A 19381-nucleotide genomic window follows, 5' to 3' on the forward strand; every position below is an offset into this window, starting at 1 on the left:
TTTAGCCATGTATTTTCCCCTCATCTATAAATAAATCAGCTTTTATCGGTATTTTTATACCGATAAATCATCGTTTATATTGTCAGGAGGGTGTTTCCAGGGATGATAGAGGAGTATTCAAACAAGGAGCATATTTTACTGCAAAAGTTCGCTGGTGGAGAACAATCCGCTTTCCAATTCATATTTAACCAGCATTACAAAGCATTATGTTATTTTGCCTTTACCATTGTCGCTGACGAACAGGAGGCGGAAGACCTCGTGCAGGAAACCTTTTCAAAGCTCTGGGATAAACGGGGCGATTTTAAATCCGCCACCAACATAAAAGCCTTTCTTTTTATTGCAACCAAAAATGCCTGCCTCAATTTTTTGAAAAGCAGGGAACGGCTCCATATCAAAGAAAAAGAATTCTCTTATTTACAGGAAGAACAGGTAACTACAGAAATAGCCGGCTTCGATCCGGTGCTTACGGAAACAGAAATTATTCAGCAGCTGTACCTGGAAATAGAGCATCTGCCCACCCAATGCCGGCGGATCTTTAAAATGAGCTATCTCGAAGGAAGAAAAAATGAAGAGATAGCCACCTCCCTGCAGATCTCCTACAATACCGTCAGGGCGCAGAAACTACGGGCGCTTAAACTTATCAGGAGCAGTCTCATTAAAAAGAACATCCTGCCATTACTGGGTATCTATATTACCCTTCTCAAATATTATCATCATTATTACTGATCCCGTTAGCCGGTAAATTTTTTTTTGATTTATTTAATCGAAAGCAGTTTTTTATTGTTTCTATAGTAAAAGAGGTGAGTTGGAAGCAGATCAAAACAGTGAAACAAATCCGTTATTGCAGCGAATTGCTTACCTGGTAAGCCGTTATCAGCAGGACATATTAACAGCAGCAGAAGAGGAAGAGCTGCGGGCCTGGCGTGATGCCTCCGCAGACAACCGTCTTTTTTTTGAACAGATGACAGATCCGGATATCCTCCGTGATAAGCTGTTGCAATATGAAAAATTTGATGTTGCCGCCGGTTGGAATACTTTCAGTGCAAAGCATTTCCCGGCAAAAGATAACGTGCCGGTACGCCCGGTGTACCGCTGGTGGAGTGCTGCTGCGGCTGTTTTGCTGTTATTGGGGGCAGGCATATATTTTCTTCGCCCTTCCGCCCCGCCTGCCCCGGTAGCGGCCCTTTCCACCACGCCTATACTGCCCGGAACCAGTAAAGCCACTTTAAGGCTGGCAGATGGTTCGGTCATACCGCTGGATAGCAACGGTAACCGCGTGATCATGCAGCAGGGCGCCCTTATTCATTTGAATAACGGCCAGCTGCAATACAACACGCAGGATTATACTGCACAAACCACCCTGAACACGCTGGCTACGCCGAGAGGCGGGCAGTTCCGGCTCACCCTGCCGGATGGAACCAGGGTATGGCTGAATGCAGCTTCCGCTATTACCTTCCCCACCGCATTCGGGCAAGGGAAACGGGAAGTGGAGATAAAAGGAGAAGTTTATTTTGAAGTGGCGGCAATGGCAAAAATGCCTTTCCAGGTAAAGGTCAGCCACCAAACCAATATAGAAGTATTAGGCACCAGTTTTAATATCAACGCCTATACAGATGAACCAGGCATCAAAACGACCCTTATACAAGGAGCCGTGAAAGTCAATGCAGGCAACAGCTCCAGGGTACTATTACCCGGTCAGCAGGCATTGGTAAAAAGTCCCGGGAATATCGATATTGTAGCGCACGCAGATACTGCGGCAATACTGGCCTGGAAGAAGGAGGAATTTAATTTCCGCGACGCAGACATCCCCACCGTGATGCGTCAGCTGGCCAGATGGTATGATGTAACAATTGTTTATGCAGGTAACATTCCTGCCCGCCGGTTCCAGGGAGAAATTCAACGTAATCTGCCACTGTCGGATGTGCTGGAAGGACTGAAAAGTACCGGTATCCATTTCCGCCTGCAGGGACGCAGCATCATCGTGGAACCATAATGGGTTTATTTTTTAGCTATTGTCAACTGAACATTTATGCACGACCAACTTCAGAGATTGTAATGCCGCTATACGGATAAAAAAACCGGAGGTGATTGGACCCACCCCCGGCGAATATGTCCGGATGATAGTAGCACTAAGCTTGTACATACTTGAATACTGATTATCCATCCTAACAAATGCAAATCTATGCAATTGAATTATTATGGTAAAGTCCTTTCTATGCCCGGACTTTCCCCAACCAAAATTGCACTTACTATGAGATTAACGATTGTTCTCATGATTGTGGCGACATTGAAAGTATCTGCGGGTGCCTTCGGTCAAACAGTGTCTGTATCGGTGAAAAATGCACCGATGGAAGAGGTGTTTACCTCCGTAAAGCAGCAAACCGGCTACCTGTTCTTTTACGACCGGGACCTGCTGCGCACCGTTAAACCGGTAACCATCAAAGCAGAAAACACCCGGCTCACGGATTTTCTCGCGGAAATCTTTAAAGGCCAGCCACTGGATTACACGATCAAAGACAAAACCATTTTCATCAAAAAGAAAGCGCTGCCCGCAGGCAGCAACAACATCAGCACCTCACCGGAAGCCATCCAGCAACCGGTGACAGGTGTGGTGAAAGATGCTGCAGGCGCCCTCCTCATCGGGGTAACCGTTAAAGTGAAAGGCACCAACATTGGTACCATCACAGATGAAAACGGACATTTCTCCCTTGCAGCAGGTCCTGGTGATGAACTGGTGGTAACCTACGTAGGCTACGAACCCTATACGGTTCGTATCGGCAACTACGGACCGTTACAGCTGTTTCTCCGCCAACGCACCAGCAGCCTCGATGAAACCGTGGTGATCGGCTACGGCACCACCAGCAAACGTAACAACACCGGCTCGGTATCCAGCATAAAGGCGGAAGATATTGCCTCACAGCCGGTAATGGACCCGCTGTCTGCCATGCAGGGCAGAATGGCCGGCCTGTTCATTACTTCTTCCAACGGTTTACCCGGTTCCAGTTTTAAAGTAGTGATAAGAGGACAAAGTTCTATCGATCATACAAACGATCCCCTGTACATCATTGATGGCGTACCTTTTTATTCCGATCCGCTGAATCAGTTTACTTCCGCCAACGGCCAGCAAAGTCCGCTGGCAACGATCAATCCTTCTGATATTGAACGTATCGATGTGCTGAAAGATGCCGACGCTACGGCTATCTATGGCTCCAGGGGCGGCAATGGCGTGGTGCTCATCACCACCAAAAGAGGCAAATCAGGTAAAACACAGGCTAACTTCAACGTATACACGGGCGCAAGCAAAGTAGTTAATACGGTGAAAATGCTCAATACGCCTGAGTACATTGCCATGCGTAAAGAAGCTTTCAAAAATGACAATAAACCATACGACGAAGAGAGTGCACCAGACCTCACCCTGTGGGATCAGCAACACACCACCGACTGGCAAAAGTTCATGATCGGCGGTACGGGTAATACTACGGAAGCACAGGGTTCTGTATCCGGCGGCAATGAACAAACACAGTTTATATTAAGCGGCACGTATCACACGGAATCAACGGTAATGCCCGGAAGCCTCGGCTACCAGAGAGGTGCAGGCCATTTTAATTTAAACCATAACAGCGCCGATGGCAAATTTAACATCAGCACTTCTGTGAATTATACTGCCAATAAAGATAATTCGCTGGCAAGCGATCTTACTACTTTCTTCAACATGCCGCCGAATTATCCGCTGTATGATTCTACCGGTAAATACTACTGGTTTTCAACCGCACAAAATCCACAGGCATACCTGTTGCGCCGGTCTGAAATAAATACCAATACCCTTGTGGCTAACAGTACTATCAGGTATACCATCCTGCCGGGATTGAATCTGAAAACCAGCCTTGGATATAATAAGTCCAATATGAAGCAGCTACAGGTATACCCGAATGCTACCTTTAACCCGCTTACATCTACCGGGAGTATGTCTTATTTCGGTAATGCCGATGTTGGATCTTACATCATTGAGCCACAGATCGATTATAACAAAACCATCGCAAAAGGCGATCTGCAGGTAATGGTAGGTGGTACCTGGCAGCAAACCATCAGCCAGGGCCAATCAGTAAAAGCAACGGGTTTCTCCAGCGATGCGCTGCTGGAAGATCAGCAGGCCGCCGGCCTCATCACCCCCAATCCATCGCAGTACGCCTTTTACCGTTACACCTCTGTATTTGGAAGGGTTAACTATAACTGGGATGGAAAATACTTAGTGAATGCCACTTATCGCCGCGATGGTTCCACCCGTTTCGGCCCCGGCAACCGCTTCGGTAACTTCGGCGCTATAGGAGCCGCCTGGATATTTACCAAAGAAGGTTTTATGAAAGAGGTGAGTTTCCTCAGCTTTGGTAAACTCCGTGCAAGTATGGGCATAACGGGTAATGATAAAGTAGGCGACTATCAATACCTTGATAGCTGGAACTCTAATCCATATCCTTATAATGGCTTACCCGGACTAACACCAACCCGCCTGGCCAACCCATTGTATAAATGGGAAGAGAACCGTAAAAAAGAAATCGGACTGGAACTGGGATTCCTGAAAGACAGGGTCCTGTTTAATACCAACTATTATCATAACATTTCCAGCAATCAACTGGTGCAGTATCAGCTATCACCACAGGTAGGCTTCCCGTCTATCACCGCCAACTTCCCGGCAGAAGTGCTTAACAGCGGATGGGAATTTGAAGTGAATACTATCAATATCCAGCAGGCTAACTTTACCTGGAAATCATCTTTAAACCTGACGGTGAGTAAAAATGAACTGAAATCGTTCCCGGGGATTGAAGGCTCTGCTTACAAAGACATATATGTAGTAGGACAATCATTAACCATTGTAAGAGGATACAAGTTTACAGGCATCGATCCGGAAACCGGATTGGCACAGTTCTACAGCAACAGCGGCACTACTACCGATCCGGCAGAATACGACGACTATGTAACGCTTGGCAAAACCATGCCGGCATACTACGGCGGGTTACAAAACAGCTTTACTTATAAAGGTTTCAGCCTTGATTTCCTCCTGCAGTTTGTAAAACAGGAAGGCCCGCAAATTGGCTACGGATACGGCAGCCCGGCGATCGGCACCTTCGCCAACCAGGATCTGCGCACGCTGGACCGCTGGAAAAACAAAGGTGACAACACCACTGTGCCCGGGGCTACTACCTCCGCAGGAACGGCTAACTACAGGAGCTATAGCCTCTCTACTGCCAACTGGGGCGACGCTTCATACATCCGTCTGAAAAATGTATCTGTGAGATATGATCTGTCGAAATATACCAAACGCTGGAAAGTCAATAATATCAGCGTTTACGCATTAGCGCAAAACCTGCTCACCTTTACCAACTATAAAGGTCTTGATCCTGAAACCCAGGGTATGGTAATGCCGCCATTAAAAGCATATACCATCGGTTTACAGTTTGCTTTATAAAGAAATATTCCTGTTTTGCAGATAATAAAAAGATTTACCATGAAACGAATTCATATATTTTTAATCGGCGTTCTCCTCTTCAGCAGCAGCTCCTGCAGCAAGTATGTGGATACGCCGTTACCAAAGAATGAGCTGGTATCCGGACTGGTGTTTACAGATGATAAAACGGCTACTGCTGCTGTTACTGGTTTATATGGCAGCATGTACTCATTCAACTACCAGTTTGCGAATGTGCTTATCAACTACCTCACCGCAATGCAGGCAGATGATATGGCCTATTACTCTTCTTTCGCCAACTATGATGTTTTTAAAGAGAACAGGTTATTGCCCAGCAGCCAGTATGTACAAAGTATGTTTGCTGATCTTTACAGTTATATCTACCAGACAAATGCCTGCGTAGAAGGGCTTTCCACAGCCACTGCATTAACGCCTGCTGTAAAAAATCAGCTAATGGGAGAGTCCCTGTTCATGCGTGCTTTCTGTTATTTTTACCTGGTAAATATGTATGGAGATGTGCCCCTGATCACTGGTACCGACTATAAAGCAAATGGTGTGAAACCACGTGCGCCACGTGCGGAAGTGTATAACACCATCATCACGGATCTTAAAGCAGCAGTAGAATTAATGGGAGATGAATATCCTACGGGGCAGCATATACGCCCCGATAAGTCCGTGGCTAACGCTTTGCTGGCAAGGGTTTATCTTTATAATCAGAACTGGGCACTGGCAGAAACCACTGCATCGCTGGTGATCGACAATGGTCGGTATTCATTGGTAACGGATCTGAATAAAGTGTTCCTGGCTAACAGCAATGAAGCTATCTGGCAGCTGCAGCCGCTCAATGTAGTGGGTGGCCGCAACACCTGGGAAGGATTTACTTCTACCCCGGCTATTAACCCCACCACGGGACTCTTTGGTACAGCGGTATTCCGGCTGGATACCATCAACCTGATCAGGAAATACGAACCGAATGATCAGCGGTTTACCAAATGGATAGCTTTCTACAAAACCACTGCCGGCGTTAGTGTTTACTTCCCTTATAAATACAAAGTAAGAACGAGTACCAGCGCCGTTACCGAATACTCAATGGTAATGCGTCTCGCAGAACAATATCTTATCCGCGCGGAAGCCCGTATTCAGCAAGGAAAGCTCAACGATGGCCGCGCCGACCTGGACGCTATCCGCCAACGCGCGGGCTTACCCGGTTTGTCCGCTTCTCTTACACAACCGGCCTTACTGCTGGCGGTAGAGCAGGAACGCAAAGTGGAGCTGTTCGCAGAGTGGGGCCACCGCTGGTTTGATCTGAAACGCACCAAAAGATCAGACGCCGTGTTAGGCCCTATTAAAGGCGCCAACTGGCAGTCTACGGATACCCTGTACCCGATTCCTTCTGATGCCATCAGAACCAATGTTAACCTTACCCAGAACGAAGGGTACAAATAACTATCGCTGATATGAAGAAGTTAACCATCATATTTTTACTGGCTGCCCTGGCAGCCGGTAAAATATATGCACAACAACGGGTGGTGATTAGCCCGGAATACCCGGAACGTGGTCAAACGGTTACCGTCACCTACGATCCCACCGTGCCGGGAGCAGGGATTCCGGCCACAGCCGCCCCGGTAACACTCGTGTTTTCCTATTCCAATTTTTATAACCTCGCATGGCGTATGAACATGCAGCGCACCGGGAATAAATGGACAACCTCCTTTGTGCTGGCCGATTACACCACCTTCGCCACCTTTTACCTGGAGAGCGGCGAGGCTACCGATAAACCGGCAAAAGACCGGCACTACGAAGTAGCTGTGTATAAAAACAAAGTACCGGTAAAAGATATGGCCCTGTACAAAGCCTACAGCCTCAGCGCGCAAATGGGTAAGTCTCCTTTGCTGGCAGATAAACAGGCCGCCCTTTATAAAGAAGAACTGAAACGCTACCCGGATAACTACGAAGCAAAACTGCGCCTGCTGACCTACGAAATGAACAAGGCAACCACCACCAAAGAAAAAGAAAGGTTCAGAGCAGAAGCACACCAGGTGATTGCTGATAAATTTAACAGCGCACCCACCACTCCGGGCAATATGAACAAGGTAACCATGGGCTACCTGATCATTGGTGAAAACACCCGGCTGGATTCCATCCGGCGCGTAGTCATGGAACGTTACCCGGAATCAGGATTGGGCCGGGATATCATGACAGGCGTAGTCGCTAAAGGAAAAGACACTGCCCGGCAAATCACCTTTTTTGAAAACGAACTGAAAAAGGAAACCCCGGAAAACAGGGAATCCTTCATGGAAATGCACGAGGTACTGTTCCGGTACTATGCGGTGAAAAAAGACAGCAGCAAGGCATTGTATCATGCCCGTTTTATGACCACCGAAAAGGAAAACCCTTACAAGGTGATTACCTGGCAACAGGTTGCGCAAACACTGCTGGATAACACCCTCGCTCTGGATACCGCACGCAGTTATGCACAACGTGCGTTAGACAGCGTACGCAGTTACCCGGTAGGCGTGATCCGTCATTTCCCGGAAACAGGATACATCTATCCATATGCGGACGATAGCACGCGCAACGCCGTGTATAATAAGGCCAGCAGACACCTGGCATCTGTACTTGGCCTTATCGACCTGAAACAGGGACTCCTGGCTGCGGCAGACAAACACATGGAACAAGCCGTGGATTACTATGCAGATAAAGAAACACTCGACAATGCGGAAGCATATTACCAGCAAACCAATAATACCGCAAAGCTGAACCAGCTGCAGGAGTTCCGGAAAAAAATACTAATAGAGAAAGTAAAGAAACAACGGATCAACCGCCCCGCACCGTTGCTGAACACCTTTGTGGATATGAAAGGCCAGCCGGTGTCAGCAGCTTCATTGAAAGGTAAAATTATACTGATCGATTTCTGGGCTACCTGGTGCGTACCTTGTATGCAGGAAATGCCCTATCTCCAACGGTTATACGAACAATATAAACAACACCCGGATGTTGTTTTTATGATTGCCAACAGTGGCGCCAGGAATACCCTGGCCGATGCGCAGGGCTGGAGCGGTAACAAGAAATATACCTTCCCGGTGTATTATAATACAGACCCCGCCATAGGAGATAAATTCAAATTCAATATCATTCCGGCTTCCTATCTCATCAACAAAGAAGGAAACATCATTTTCAGTAACATCGGCTTTGAAGGTCCGGAGGTGGAAGAAAAGCTAAAACAACAGCTGGAAATCCTGTTACACGACTAAATACTTAAACAGTCACCATTAAATACTTAAGTAGTCACCATAACCAGCCGGAAATATTCCCGGAGATTTGTCTTATCAAAAAAATAAAACAAATGGCAACAAAAAACAAAATAGCCCTGGTTACTGGTGGCAGTCGCGGATTAGGTAAGAATATGTCTTTACAACTCGCTAAAAGCGGACACGATATCATCCTTACTTATAAAAGCAACCAGGCAGAAGCCGATAAAGTAGTGGCAGAAATACAGGCCATCGGACAAAAGGCCATCGCTTACCAGCTGGATACCGGCGATACAAAAGCGTTCGACGGGTTTCTCGCAGAAGTAGCAGCACATCTGCAGGAAAATACCGGCGAAGGCAAATTTGATTTCCTGGTAAACAATGCGGGCATCGACAGAAGTTCCCTTATCCCCAACACTACGGAAGAGGATTTTGATGAACTGTATCAGGTGCATTTAAAAGGCGTATACTTCCTCACGCAGAAAGCCTTGCCTTTTATTAATAACAATGGCCGCATTATTAACCTGTCGACCGGACTGGCACGGTTTGCCACACCCGGATATGCCGCCTATGCTTCCATGAAAGGAGCCATAGAAGTATTCACCAGGTATCTCGCCAAAGAAGTGGGCGCACGCGGCATCACGGCCAACGTAGTAGCCCCGGGCATTATTGAAACAGATTTTACAAAAGCTACTTTTGAACATGCACCGCAGGCAATTGAATACATCTCTGCCCATACCGCTCTCGGACGCACCGGTGTACCGGACGATATTGGCGGCATTGTAGCCTTCCTTTGCACCGAAGAAGCCCGCTGGATCACAGCACAACGTATTGAAGCTTCAGGAGGCATGTTCCTCTAAGGGACGCAAACAAATTGTGCAGCACGGCAGACTTCCTGCCGTGCTTTTTTTATGGCGGGTGTTTAAAATGCCCTATTTTTAAAATAAAAAGATGTCTGCCGAAGTAGTACTGAAGAAATTATACTTTCATAAAGCAGGCAGCGCACTGATCATAAATGCGCCTGCTGAATACATCAGCCTCATAGGGAACATTGATTATGACACGGCGGCCGCCTTCAGAGCAGTGGGATTAGACGCTGTATCCAGCATTGTTATTGATGATACCTGGATCGCCCTGAGAGTCCGGCCCTTAAATAAACCATGACCGTAATCGGACACCCCCTGTATTAAAACCGGGCATCCGGTGATCGTTTATGGATACTAAAGCGCTGATTATCATGTCTCCTGATTTCCGGCATCGAATTAGAACGCCCGTATATTATGTTTAAGAATTACTTCAGCATTGCACTCAGGAACCTTTGGAGAAATAAAGGTTTTTCAGCCATCACTATATTCGGGCTTGCCATTGGCATGACCACCTGTTTGCTCATCACCTTATTTGTAACAGATGAACTGAGCTACGACCGGTTCAATAAAAAAGCCGACAGGATTTATCGCATCAACGCCGACTTTTTTGTAAACGGCAACGCCTTTAAAGAAAGATATACCCCCAGCCAGCTTGGCCCCGTATTACAACAGGAATACCCCAACGTAGAAAACTATGTCAGGTTTATCCGCCAGGGAAATATCCTGGTGAAAAAAGGAACCACCACCCTGGTAGAAAAAAATGCCTGCTTTGCAGATTCCACCCTCTTCGACGTATTCAGCTTACAGATGATCAGCGGCGACCCTAAAACCGCGCTCACCCAGCCTCATACAATGGTCATCTCCGAAAGGATGGCTCTCAAATATTTCAACAGCACCGATGTAGTAGGGAAAACACTGCAAACAGATAATGTAGCCACTTACCAGATCAGCGGCGTGATAAAAGATGTACCGGATCAGTCGCACCTGCACTTTGATTTTGTGCGGGCCCTGTCCGAATTGCCCGAAAGCCGGGAAAACGGCGGCTGGATGTCAGACAACTATGCCACCTACGTATTAATGCGGGAAGGCGCCACCGGCGCACAACTGCAAAGCTATGTGAATGCTGTTACCAAAAAATATATGGAAGCCCCGCTGCAGAAGATGACGGGCAGCAACTTTGCAGATCTTGAAAAATCAGGCGGGCATTTCGGGTATAACGTTCTGCCGCTGACAAAGATCCATTTGTATTCCCCGCTTGCAGATGAAGCAGAGCCTTCGGGCAATATCCAATACGTGTACATCTTTATTGCGGTGGCTGTCATCATCCTGCTGATCGCCTGCGTGAACTTCATGAATCTCTCTACCGCCCGTTCTGCGGGTCGCGCCAAAGAAGTAGGGGTGCGGAAGGTGCTGGGCTCCCAGCGTTCTTCCCTGATCTTCCAGTTCCTTACGGAGTCTACGCTGACCAGCTTCTTTGCCCTGTTACTGGCAGTGGTCCTGGCCATTTTACTGCTCCCGTATCTCAACCAGTTATCGGGTAAACACATTACACTGGAGGCCGGGTATTTCCTGTGGCTGCTGCCTTTCCTGCTGGTAACGGCCGGTGTGATAGGGTTGCTGGCAGGCAGCTATCCCGCCTTTTTCCTGTCGGGCTTTGAGCCTATCAAAGTGCTGAAAGGCAGATTGAACAGCGGTTTCAAAAATGGCTGGTTGCGAAACAGCCTCGTGGTTTTCCAGTTTGCTTCTGCCATCCTGTTGATTGTAGGCACCCTGGTGATCAACAGTCAGCTGAATTATATCCGGAATAAAAAGCTGGGGTACAACCGGGAACAGGTGCTGATCCTGGGCAATACACAATCGTTGTGGATTCATGCCCGCAACTTTAAAAACGAGGTGCTGAGTATGCCGGGGGTGGAATCAGGTACCATGACGGCCTCTTTGCCTACCGATATGAGCCTCAACACCAACATCTATTCAAAAGATGCGGCCCGCAGCGCCGGGCAGGTAACCGGAGTACCGGAATGGTATGTGGATGCAGACTACATCCATACAATGGGTATGCAAATGGCCAGTGGCCGGAACTTTTCGCCCACCATGCCTTCGGATACTTTCGCCGTATTGCTCAATGAAACCGCTGCCCGGTTATTTGGCTTTAATGACCTGAATGAAAAATATCTCTATGCAGATGGAAGCAGGCCGCTGAAAGTGATAGGGGTGGTAAAGGATTTTAACGCCGGTAGTTTAAGAAATAAAATACCGCCAATGGTGTTCCGGCTGAGGGAGAATCCCCGCGTAATGGCATTCCGTATTCATACCGGTAATATCCAGGGGCTGATGGCAAAAATCAAAAGTGCCTATGAAGCGCAGCCCGGTATGAGCGGGCAACCATTCGTGTATTCTTTTCTTGATGACGATTTTAACCGCCTGTATATTGCGGAACAACGCACGGGTAAGATCTTTATTTCCTTTGCCGTACTGGCCGTATTGATTGCGTCCCTGGGCGTATTCGGGTTAATCACGTATGCAGCGGAACAACGTACCCGGGAAATAGGTATCCGCAAAGTGCTGGGCGCTTCGGTAACGGGGATTGTGGCCATGTTGTCAAAAGACTTCCTGAAACTGGTGCTGGTGGCTATTGTTATTGCCAGCCCCCTCGCCTGGTATATGATGAGCCGGTGGCTGCAGAATTTTGCCTACCAGGTAAAAATGAACTGGACGATCTTTGTACTGGCGGCGTTTATTGCCATCGCCATAACCATTTTAACGGTTAGCTACCGGGCTATCAGGGCGGCCACGGCCAACCCGGTAAACAGTCTTAAAGCGGAATAATCAGTTGGCCAGCGGGAGTTCCAGGTAGAAGGAACTTCCGCCTTCGCGGTTGTTCTCAAACCAGATCTGTCCCTGTTGCGCGGTAGTGTATTCCTTACAGAGGAATAACCCGAGGCCAATGCCCTTTTCATTATCCGTTCCAAAAGTGGAACGTACTTTCAGGGAGAAAATATCGGGTTGCCTGGACAGATCAATACCCATCCCGCTGTCTCTTACTTCAATTAAACATTTATTGCCGGCCCTGCTGGTTTTGATGAAGATAGTTCCCCCGGAAGGCGTGAACTTGGCGGCATTACCAAGCAGGTTGCGTACAATCAGCTGCAGCATATTGATGTCGGCCATCACTTTTATAGAAGCGTCTATATTGGTATCCAGGCTGATCCTTTTTTTGGATACGGCCATTTTGTTGATCTTCAGAATGGGGTGTATGGCGGATGCAACGTCCACGGGGGTGAGATTTACATTTAGCCCGTCCATTTGCGTTTTAGACCACACTAATATATTATACAGCATCTCCTGGGTACTGTTTACCACATACAGCAGCTCGGTTTCTATCTGGGTTTTATTTTCCGGGTCCAGTTCTATTTCACGCATCAGCTGCAGGTACGACTGTATTGCCGCCAAAGGATTACGCAGGTCATGGGAGATGAGTGAAAAGAGTTTACTCTTTTCTGTATTCATGATTTCGAGGGAGCGTGTCTTTTCTTCCCCTCTCTGCTTCTCTTTATTATACGCATTTTTCAGGTAAACAGTTCCCACGAAAATTACGCCCACGCTGATAATATAGGTAGGAGTCATGTCCGCGAAAATGTCTTTCCTCGTTTTATAAACGGTATCTACCGACGCCGGGTAATAATACTCCCATATGATCAGTCCAAGTACGGTGAACAGGTTCAGCGCCAGCCACCAGTAGTATTGCTTCCGCGGGGAAATCAGCATGCCCAGGAAAAACGCCAGGGTAAAGGACAGGAGGGACGCGCCCTGTATCCCCCCGCTGTAGAAATAGTTAATAGCGAAGCTCACGTTGATCATGATCACGGCAAGGGCTATACTGATATTTACCTTCTTCCGGTATCTTGAAAGAAAATAAATAAAGGAAAATGCAGGCACCAGTAAGGCAAAGATGAGAGAGGTAACAGTAAGACCGGTAACATAATTGTACGGGACGTTAATGGCAATAATAAAGAGGGAGATAGCGCATATGGCATTGAATATACGGTTTTCCAGAGAGAACTGTTGGGGGTCTCCGATCAGGAAATGAGAGAACTGTTTCAATCGTTGGGATATCGTTATGGTTCCGGATGTTGACATGTTACTAATTTAAGCAAAAACAACTGCTGTCGGCAGTGAAAATGCCGGGCTCAGGATAATCATATAATTGTAATGTCATAATTTTTTTTCGCTTTTCTACATACCATCTCATTAATTTTAAAAAAAAAAGCAGCTCAGCCAAAAGAAACGCGGACCGCCACTAGAAGCAATATCCGGGCCATTATCTGTAAGCGGGAATAATATTTCCCCAACGCGAAGGGGTATACGTAAAAGCTATCCCTTTCGGCGGTATTTTGCTAAATGCATTTTACAAAAGCGGGAAAGCTAAAATAATTATCATTAATTTTCGGCCGCGGGAAGGTAACGAGGTATTCACCCACTTTTAATATGCGCGAAAAATGATGAGTGATGGAGACTTATTACAGCTTATAAAAAGAGATGATACAGCTGCTTTTGAATCTATCTATGATAAATATTGGCAGGCCCTTTATTTAAAGGCTTGTCAGCGTGTGGATAAAGATGAAGCGAAAGATATGGTGCAGGAAGTGATGATTACCTTATGGAGAAGAAGGAACGATATCCGTGTAATGCAGGAGGGAGACCTGGGCCGGTACCTATTCACCGCCATCCGGTACCGTGTGATCAGCCACTACGCCTTTAGTGCCGCAGAAATTAAAAAGGCAGATTTTTTTGACACTTTCGACGATTATATTACGACAGATACATTAGAAACCAAAGAACTAAAAGCCAGAATCGAAACCGAAATCGGTAGGTTGCCTGCACGTATGCAGCAGATCTTCCGCCTGAGCAGGGAGGATGATTATACCATCGCTGATATTGCGAAAACACTTAATATTTCAGAGCAAACCGTGAAGAATCAGCTGACAGATGCCTTGAAACGCCTCCGTACTTCATTGAAAGCCTCTTCCACCAGCGACTGGACACTGGTAGTAATATACCTCTTCTCCCAGTTGCATCAACAACAGTAGTCTGCCAGACATGGTGCTTCTCCCCGGTGTACCAGTAACGTGGTGCTCCGGACGGCCTATTCTTTTCCCTTTTGTTACCGGTAAGCTCCCGGCAGGGGAGGCGCAGCGGTGTGCTATCCATTACCCTATACGCCCGGTGCAGGCTCTGGCAGGAAGTGATCGTCTCCCCCGGAAGCCATATCATCCGGGGAAAGCGTTCATTTCCCGGAGATCATGTACCGGCAGGCTCCCTTCTCCCGGAGGGAAAATATTTTTTACCCGGACTAGTACCGGATATTATTTTTTGAGATAAGTAATAAAATCGCGCGCTTTGGAAGTCAGTAAAATCAGACAGCTTTTTAAAAAGTATATGCTGGGGCATAGCTCCGGACAGGAAAACCAGTTCATAGAACAATGGTACCAGTCGTTCGATGCCGAAGCTTTACCGGAAATGGATGAAGCGGAGCAGCAGCATATAAAACGCGAAATGTGGCTAAATATCCAGCCGCAAATTGAAGTCGCTAAAACGTTTTATCTTGCCCGTGGCTGGAGAAGGGCTGCAGCAGCGGTATTGCTGCTGGCAGGCGCCGGAGCCGCCTGGTACCTGCTCAATCCTCATCCGCGTGTCACCTGGACCATCTACGCCACCCGTACCGGTGAAAGAAAAACCATCCACCTCAACGATGGATCTGTAGTGATGTTAAACGCCGGCACCACTATCCGGATACCCGACAACCTCTCCAAAGAAAGAAAACTCGACCTGGTAGACGGGGAAGCCTTCTTCGACGTGAAAACCAATCCCGATGTGCCTTTTATCGTAGAAAGCGGTCCGCTCCAAACCACCGTACTGGGAACTTCCTTCAACATCGCCGCCTATAAAGGCGTACACACGCTTAGTATAGGCGTGATATCAGGTAAGGTAAGCATCTCCGGAAAAACATCTCCCGCACACATCCTGGAACAAAATCAGGAACTGGTGTACAACAGAAGCAACGGGCAAATAAAAGTAGCACCGGCAGATGAACAGCTGCCCGGATGGAAGGAAGGCAAACTGGTATTTAATGATGTCACCTTCCACGACATGGCAGTACTCATGGAAAAGAACTTCGGCATTACCATCACCACCACACAGGAACACGTAAGAATAACCAGGTATACCACGGAATTGCCAACAGATATGGAGCCCGAAAAAGCAGCACAGGTGCTGGCGGCAATCCATCATCTGAAAGTACGCACGATCAATCAGCACACCGTTATTTACGAATAATAAACCAAAGCTAATCGCTTAAAACAACTACATACTAATGCCACGTAAATGGAACCTTTTGTTAATGCTAACAATTAATGCCTAACCACGTATGAAGAAAATTGTAAAAAATTTCAGAAAACGAATGCTTGCAGTCGTTTTGGTCCTGACGTGTGTCCCAGCCATACTGCCGGTATACGCCGGCCAGGGACAAATCCTGCAGGAAACCAGCGTCACCATTGCATTGAAAGGAGGAAGCCTGGAATCTGCCATCAGGGACCTGCACCGCCACACAAAAATTAATTTCGCCTACGACCGGCAACTGCTCAGCGGTTATAAAGTAGAAGGCTATACGTTTTCCAACGAACGGCTGGATTACGTCCTGGAAAAACTACTGCAACACAAATCCCTCGGCTATGCAGAGGTAAATGATATTGTAGTGATCAGTAAACTCACTTCTCCCAAAGCGGCGATGGTCCGCCAGGAAGTAGTGGTGTCCGGTGTTATCAAAGATGAAAACGGCAAACCCCTTCCCGGTGTAAGCGTAGCCGTAAGAGGTGTAAGCACCATGACCACCACCGACGCCAACGGCCGGTACAAGATCATCGTAAACGCCGCTACCGATGTACTGGCATTCAGCTTCATCGGTTATGAAACGGCGGAAATAGTAGCGGGTAGTCAAACTACCATCAACGTACAACTGAAAGTAGCCAGCAAATCGCTCGGCGAAGTAGCCGTAGTAGGTTTTGGTACCCAGCGTAAAGTAAGCCTGGTAGGCGCCCAGTCCACTATCCGTCCTGCGGAGTTTAAACAACCGGCATCAGATATTTCTTCTATGCTGGCGGGCCGCATCGCCGGCGTAATAGGAGTGCAGCGTACCGGCGAACCCGGTAAAGGCAGCGCCGATATCTGGATCCGCGGCATCTCTACCTTTGGCGGCGGTAATAAAGCAACCCCGCTTATCCTCGTGGATGGCGTGGAAAGATCTATCAACAACATTTCCCCGGAAGATATTGAATCCTTCACCATCCTGAAAGATGCCGCTGGTACTGCGGTATACGGTGTACGCGGCGCCAACGGTGTAATTCTCCTGAAAACAAAAACAGGGAAAGTAGGTAAACCACAGATCTATTTTGATTATAACGAAGGCGTGAACTCCTTTACAAAAAGACCGGAAATGCTCGATGGCGTTACTTATATGAACCTCGCCAACGAAGCCTCTACTACCCGCAACCACAACCCGGTGTTCTCAGATGAAACCATCGAAAAAACAAAAAACAATGCAGACCCGCTGCTATACCCGAACGTAAACTGGATGGATGCCGTGTTCAATAAATACGGCCATACCCGCAGCGCTAACCTCAACGCCAGCGGCGGTGTGGAAAATGCCCAGTACTACGTATCACTGGGCTACTACAACGAAAGCGGCTTCCTGAAAACAGACGACCTGGAGAAGTACAATTCTTCCTTAAAATATAACCGCTATAACTTTACGTCCAACCTGAACCTGAAAGTAACAAAGTCTACTAAGCTGGATGTTGGCCTGCAGGGATACTTCTCCAACGGTAACTATCCCGGCATTAGTACCCACGATATTTTCCAGAGCGCTATGGATGCTTCCCCGGTTGTATATCCCGTGATGTACCCCGGTGGCTTTGTGCCCGGCCGCTCTGCCAACGGCGGCTTCAGAAATCCTTATGCTGACCTTACCCGCAGAGGCTATCGCAATGAATTCAGAAACCAGCTGTATTCTAATATCCGCGCTACGCAGGATCTGAAATCCATTACGGAAGGCTTGTCCGCCACTGCCATGTTTGCATTCGACGTATTTAACCAGAACTATATTACCCGCTCCAAACGCGAGGATACCTGGTTCCCGGATATGAATAATCCATATAAACCCGATGGCACGCTCAATCTCTTAAAAACATTTACGGGTAACCAATACCTTGGCTTCGATAAAAATGATGGCGACCGGCAAACCACCCGCCAGTTTTATACAGAAGCAGCCATCAACTACGATCGCGGCTTCGGCAAACACCGCGTAACAGGATTGGGCCTGTTTTATACCAGCGATAAAACCAATACCCTCGCCGGTGATTTTATTAACTCCATCCCCGAAAGATACCTCGGCCTGGCAGGTAAAGCAGCCTACTCTTATGACGACCGCTACTTTATGGAATTCAATTTCGGGTACAACGGCTCCGAATTGTTTGCTCCGGAAAACCGCTACGGTTTTTTCCCCGCCATCGGTTTAGCCTGGGTACCTTCCAATGAACGCTTTTTTGAGCCGTTTAAAAATGCCATATCATTCCTGAAGTTCCGCTACTCAAATGGTAACACCGGTCTTGGTAGCGCAGAAGAACGCTTCCTCTATATCACCAAACTGAATGATAACGATAACGGCTATACGTTCGGGAAAGGGTTTAACGGTGGCAGTGGCATCAGCATCACCCGTTACGCATCAGATGTACGCTGGTCTGTTTCCAACAAACAGGACCTGGGTATAGAGCTGCGCACCCTGAACGACCGCCTCCTCGTAAATGTGGATGTATTTAAGGAACACCGTACCGGTATCTTCCTGCAACGCGCTTCCAACGTGGATTTCATGGGACTGGATAATCAACAGTACGGTAACCTTGGCGCCGTGGAAAACAAAGGGCTGGACGCTAACCTGGAATACAATGCCCGTATCGGAAATGTAGAAGTATCTGTGCGTGGTAATATTACCTGGAACCAGGATAAAGTATTGGAAGATGACCGCCCGCCGCAGCTGTATCCATGGATGGAACACCGCGGCAATAACATCCTGGCGCGGTATGGCTATATCGCAGAAGGCTTGTTCGTAGACCAGGCGGAGATCGACAAAAGCGCCGTTCCGGGCTCCCGTTCACAGGTGAAACCAGGCGATATCAAATACAAAGACCTCAACGGCGACGGTAAAATCAATTCTTCCGATGAAACAAAAATCGGTCGCGGCGATGTACCCGCAATGGTATACGGCTTCGGCTTAAACCTCGCTTACAAAGGATTTAATATCGGCTTCCTGTTCCAGGGCATCTCCGATGCCGACCGTATGTTGCAGGGCAGCGCCATCATTCCGTTCAACGGCGGCGGCGGCGAAAGCAATGCCTATAGCATTGCCACCGATAGATGGACCCCTGAAAACCCACGGCAGGACGCATTTTATCCACGCCTCGCCTACGGGGAAGCAGAAAACGTGAACAACACGCAGCCAAGCAGCTGGTGGGTAAAAGATGTGAGCTTCATCCGCCTGAAATCTGCACAGATTGCCTACAACCTGCCCGCCAGTTTGCTGCAACGTATAGGCGTCCGGAATTCATCTGTTTACTTACAGGGTATCAACCTCCTTACTTTCAGCAAATTCAAATTGTGGGATCCTGAACTGAATACAGACAACGGTTCTACATATCCCAATGTGAGAACCATTTCGCTGGGAGTAAACCTGAAATTTTAATCACGTAAGC

The 19381-nt window shown here is 47.7% G+C and carries 12 protein-coding genes; 11 read left to right on the plus strand and 1 reads right to left on the minus strand.

The window, feature by feature from the left end:
- Positions 1-90: 90 nt before the first annotated feature.
- The 8 genes from V7S65_RS01800 to V7S65_RS01835 all read left to right on the plus strand — a co-directional run bounded on the left by V7S65_RS01800 (position 91) and on the right by V7S65_RS01835 (position 12407).
- Entirely contained in the window at positions 91-726 is a 636-nt protein-coding gene (locus V7S65_RS01800; RefSeq protein WP_336386415.1) for an RNA polymerase sigma factor, read from the plus strand.
- Between the two features lie 79 nt (positions 727-805).
- Positions 806-1993, plus strand: a complete 1188-nt coding sequence (locus V7S65_RS01805; protein ID WP_336386414.1) for a FecR family protein — start codon at positions 806-808, stop codon at positions 1991-1993.
- A 258-nt stretch (positions 1994-2251) separates the two neighbouring features.
- On the plus strand, positions 2252-5464 hold the full coding sequence (locus V7S65_RS01810) for a TonB-dependent receptor (protein WP_336386413.1): 3213 nt from the start codon (positions 2252-2254) through the stop codon (positions 5462-5464).
- Between the two features lie 39 nt (positions 5465-5503).
- On the plus strand, positions 5504-6907 hold the full coding sequence (locus tag V7S65_RS01815) for a RagB/SusD family nutrient uptake outer membrane protein (protein WP_079468504.1): 1404 nt from the start codon (positions 5504-5506) through the stop codon (positions 6905-6907).
- 11 nt (positions 6908-6918) lie between these two features.
- The gene (locus tag V7S65_RS01820; protein ID WP_336386412.1) at positions 6919-8715 is read left to right on the plus strand and encodes a TlpA family protein disulfide reductase; all 1797 of its coding nucleotides are present in this window, start codon (positions 6919-6921) and stop codon (positions 8713-8715) included.
- A gap of 92 nt (positions 8716-8807) precedes the next feature.
- Complete coding sequence (locus tag V7S65_RS01825; RefSeq protein ID WP_336386411.1) at positions 8808-9572, plus strand: SDR family NAD(P)-dependent oxidoreductase; 765 nt, start codon at positions 8808-8810, stop codon at positions 9570-9572.
- A gap of 91 nt (positions 9573-9663) precedes the next feature.
- Positions 9664-9876, plus strand: a complete 213-nt coding sequence (locus V7S65_RS01830) for a hypothetical protein (protein WP_336386410.1) — start codon at positions 9664-9666, stop codon at positions 9874-9876.
- Between the two features lie 116 nt (positions 9877-9992).
- On the plus strand, positions 9993-12407 hold the full coding sequence (locus V7S65_RS01835; RefSeq protein ID WP_336386409.1) for an ABC transporter permease: 2415 nt from the start codon (positions 9993-9995) through the stop codon (positions 12405-12407).
- Here V7S65_RS01835 and V7S65_RS01840 read toward each other — a convergent pair whose 3' ends face one another.
- Complete coding sequence (locus tag V7S65_RS01840) at positions 12408-13718, minus strand: sensor histidine kinase (RefSeq protein WP_336386408.1); 1311 nt, start codon at positions 13716-13718, stop codon at positions 12408-12410.
- A 359-nt stretch (positions 13719-14077) separates the two neighbouring features.
- On the opposite strand from V7S65_RS01840, the gene V7S65_RS01845 reads away from it, so the two are divergent.
- From V7S65_RS01845 to V7S65_RS01855, 3 genes are all read left to right on the plus strand, one after another.
- Positions 14078-14668: an RNA polymerase sigma factor gene (locus tag V7S65_RS01845; RefSeq protein ID WP_111580068.1), complete on the plus strand. Its 591-nt coding sequence runs from the start codon at positions 14078-14080 to the stop codon at positions 14666-14668.
- 310 nt (positions 14669-14978) lie between these two features.
- Positions 14979-15914: a FecR family protein gene (locus V7S65_RS01850; RefSeq protein ID WP_336386407.1), complete on the plus strand. Its 936-nt coding sequence runs from the start codon at positions 14979-14981 to the stop codon at positions 15912-15914.
- A 124-nt stretch (positions 15915-16038) separates the two neighbouring features.
- Positions 16039-19371, plus strand: coding sequence for a SusC/RagA family TonB-linked outer membrane protein (locus tag V7S65_RS01855; RefSeq protein WP_336386406.1), 3333 nt, complete (start codon positions 16039-16041; stop codon positions 19369-19371).
- Positions 19372-19381: the final 10 nt, after the last annotated feature.

The organism is Chitinophaga sp. CCNWYY40, from assembly GCF_037483205.1.
Lineage (GTDB): Bacteria > Bacteroidota > Bacteroidia > Chitinophagales > Chitinophagaceae > Chitinophaga > Chitinophaga ginsengisegetis.